At 54.2% G+C, this 2,928-nt stretch carries 4 protein-coding genes; 3 read left to right on the top strand and 1 reads right to left on the bottom strand.

Annotated elements, in window-relative coordinates:
* Nucleotides 1–288: 288 nt before the first annotated feature.
* Together H6B51_RS16725 and H6B51_RS16730 are read left to right on the top strand one after the other, a co-directional pair.
* A complete protein-coding gene (locus H6B51_RS16725) occupies nucleotides 289–951 on the top strand; it encodes a hypothetical protein (protein ID WP_204884732.1) in 663 nt (220 codons plus the stop codon).
* A 103-nt stretch (nucleotides 952–1,054) separates the two neighbouring features.
* A complete protein-coding gene (locus H6B51_RS16730) occupies nucleotides 1,055–1,486 on the top strand; it encodes a hypothetical protein (protein WP_204884733.1) in 432 nt (143 codons plus the stop codon).
* Between the two features lie 102 nt (nucleotides 1,487–1,588).
* Here the strand turns inward: H6B51_RS16730 and H6B51_RS16735 are convergent, their stop codons facing one another.
* Nucleotides 1,589–2,554 carry a helix-turn-helix transcriptional regulator gene (locus tag H6B51_RS16735; protein WP_204884734.1) on the bottom strand — a complete coding sequence of 322 codons (966 nt, stop codon included), beginning with the start codon at nucleotides 2,552–2,554 and terminating at the stop codon, nucleotides 1,589–1,591.
* Nucleotides 2,555–2,686: 132 nt separating this feature from the next.
* Between H6B51_RS16735 and H6B51_RS16740 the strand changes: the two genes are divergently transcribed.
* Nucleotides 2,687–2,928, top strand: a 242-nt coding sequence (locus H6B51_RS16740) for a DUF3137 domain-containing protein (RefSeq protein WP_204884735.1), incomplete at its 3' end; no start/stop codon positions are given.

A 2,928-nucleotide genomic window follows, 5' to 3' on the forward strand; every position in this document is an offset into this window, starting at 1 on the left:
AATCACCATACTCATTTGACCGCTTTGCCGTCCCATCATGCTCCATTCCTCCCTTATTTCAATTATACCATGGGAATGGGGTATTTGGGACTTTTGTCAACAGGTCCAACTCTTGACACTACCTTCAGACAGGACTTGAACTCGCGTATTTTTTCATAGAGAATAAGGTTTACTGGGCCAAGATCTTGGAAACAGGGTCTTGGCCTTTTTTTTCTTTACAAAGGTGGACGCAGCAATTTGTTCAAATAAATGCATATCCAGAAAAGCAAAAGAGGAAAGAGGGATTATATGGGAAATAAATTTTTTGCGGAATTGTCCCGGCGGCTCAATATAGACGGAATTGAGTCATCCGCCATAGATGAAAAGCGGCTGGAGGTGTTCCTCCACGGCCAGCCTGTCCTCTTCGTTTCACCGGCCAACGATGTGTTTTTGCTGCCTGTGGGAAGCAAAAACGAGGAGGCCAGTGAATTGTACCATCAGGTGGCCGTGGCCGCGGACGAGGTATACAGTTATGTGGAAGCGATGCAAAACGCCCCCCTGCTCCATGCCTCTGGCCTGCATGAGGACTTCCGCCTGCTGGCGGACTTCGGCGGCGCGGTGCTGGCAGGCCAGGAACGAGAAAATGGCCAGGGGTATCAATTTGTAACCTGGATTTGGGACTATGACCGAACTGGAGTCAGCCACGGTCACTACTATGAAGATGACTTCCAGAGCGCCAAGCAGGACTTTGCTGTCCGCTCCGGCCTGATCCCCAGAGCGCAGTTATTTACCCCGGAGGAACTCACAGAATTGTACCGCTCCGCGGAGCATTGGTTCTATGAAGGCCCAGAGCTGGACTACAAGCAGCAAGAAGCCATTCAGGAGGCCAGAACAAAAATCGAGTACACCGTCCCGGATCTGCAGAGCCGGTTGGAGCAGGTCCAGAGTCAGGAACCACAAATGAATTTATAGATCCTACGCTGAACAAGGCGGGGGCCGTATCATCTGCCATCGGGCAGAATACGGCCCCCGCTTTTTTGTTTTCAGAGCAGAAAAAGCAAGTGAGGTGCTCCGTGTGGATCCCAAAAAACTGAACAGTTATGTCGGGGTGGTCAATCAACCACCTCCTAAGTGGAGTAGTGTGAAGAAATGGCTGCTCCACATCAACTATGCGCCCGGCTATGCCCCGGAGCCGGAACAAAAACCAGTGTGCCGGCAGTTCTCCCGCTGCGAGGGCTGCCCCTACCCTTCTCATGGTTTTCTCTGCTGGGGCAGCGAGGATGACTGCATGCGCACCAGGATGAAAAAACTGAACGAAAAGGAGACCGAGCATGAAGATCAAAGCGGCCTTGTATATCCAGAGGACTCCCATGTGGGCATTGTAGGCGGCAGGGACGAGAGCGGCAATCTGCTCATCATCCACTGCGCCAGCGGATACAACAATGTGGTGATCACCGGCATCGAGGGCTTTACATCCATTGGCAGGCCGGTATACTTTTCGGACTAAAATCAGGAGGACCGCTGCGGGGATACACCCCGCAGCGGTCCTCCTGCCCCGTAAAGGTGAGAGGGATCTGCCCAGCGTTTCCTGGGCGGATCCCTCTTGCTTTTATGTACGCAGCCACGCGGCCATGTCTTTCATCTTTGCCAGCACATCCGCAGGCCCCTCGATGCGGATGGCGCCGCCAAAGGTGAACACCCAGGCGAAGAACGGCGGGGTAGGCGCCACGTCCACGGTGGCCCGGAAATGGTTGGCGCCTACAATCTCCGTGTCCACGTCCTCTCCGAAGTGGTCTATGACGTTTCGCATGGTGCGGTTTTCACACAGCAGCGTCACCTGTTGGGGCGCGTCGTGATACATTCCAAAGACCTCCCGGACGTATGCCGCTGGGTCAAAGGACGGATCCGCTATGTAAGGGGCATCTGAATCCTGGATGGCCGTCATGCGGTCCACCCGGAACTGGGCCAGTTTGCCGTGCTTTTCCGACCAGCCCACGGCGTAATAGAAATCCCGGCTCCAGATGAGGACATAGGGGCTGAATCCATAGCGGTAGCCCTTGTGTTTCAGGACCTTTTCCTTTTTCGGCGTGTACTCGAAATACTGGAAGGAGATGGCCCGTTGTTTGTGAATCGCCGTCTGGATCGCGTCGATGGCGTAGTACACAGTTTCATTGTCCGGCTTGGCGGTGCCGTCCATGTAGACAGGGCGGTTCAGAAGCGCGGCATTGTGCCGGCTGGTGAGATGGCCCAACTTCTCGATGAGGGCGGCGCTCTTTTTCTCTGTAATGAGGTGGGAGGACTCCACAGCGTCCACCAGCAACTTTAGTTCCGGCAGTTCCAGCAGCCGGGAGCCAATGAAGTAGCGGTTCTGCATATTTCGGATGCAGATGACGTCCACGCCGGAATCCATGAGCAGTTGGATGTCGCTGTACACATTCTTCCGATTGCCGTGGATGCCGTGGGCCTCCCAGAACCGCAGGATATCTGCCACCGATACATAGTGGGCCTCATCCGTCTGTTCCAAAAGAAATTTCAGCAGCAGGAGAATACGCTGATGAACTACACTGAGTTGCATGAGGCTCACCTTTCATAAAAATTTCAACATTAAAATTTTTCTATCAACAGACTACGAAATGCCCGCGATACAACATTATTTACCGCGACCGACAAGGATGGCAACCCACGCACAGAGGAAAAGCGCAAGACCGTGTTCCAGGGCCAGTGGATCATTCTGGACTTTCACAAGGAGCTGTCCGCCGACCTGTGCGTGTTTGAGGGCGGGCGGAAGCGCTCCGGTCAGATCGAAACGGAGAACGCCGCCTTCAATGAGAAATTCGGCGTCTCCTGCGACAGCGCCCACGACGCCTTTTACATCCTCACCCCCCACATGATGGAGCACATTTTGACGATGGATCAACGGGCGGGAGGCGACATCTACCTCCGCTTCCT

The sequence above is a fragment of the Pseudoflavonifractor phocaeensis genome, assembly GCF_016901955.1.
GTDB classification, from domain to species: domain Bacteria; phylum Bacillota; class Clostridia; order Oscillospirales; family Oscillospiraceae; genus Flavonifractor; species Flavonifractor phocaeensis_A.

Bases quoted from the DNA above. Each gene is read 5' to 3' on its own strand.
- H6B51_RS16725 (WP_204884732.1), top strand. From the start codon at position 289: ATGGGAAATAAATTTTTTGCGGAATTGTCCCGGCGGCTCAATATAGAC.
- H6B51_RS16735 (WP_204884734.1), bottom strand. From the start codon at position 2,554: ATGCAACTCAGTGTAGTTCATCAGCGTATTCTCCTGCTGCTGAAATTT.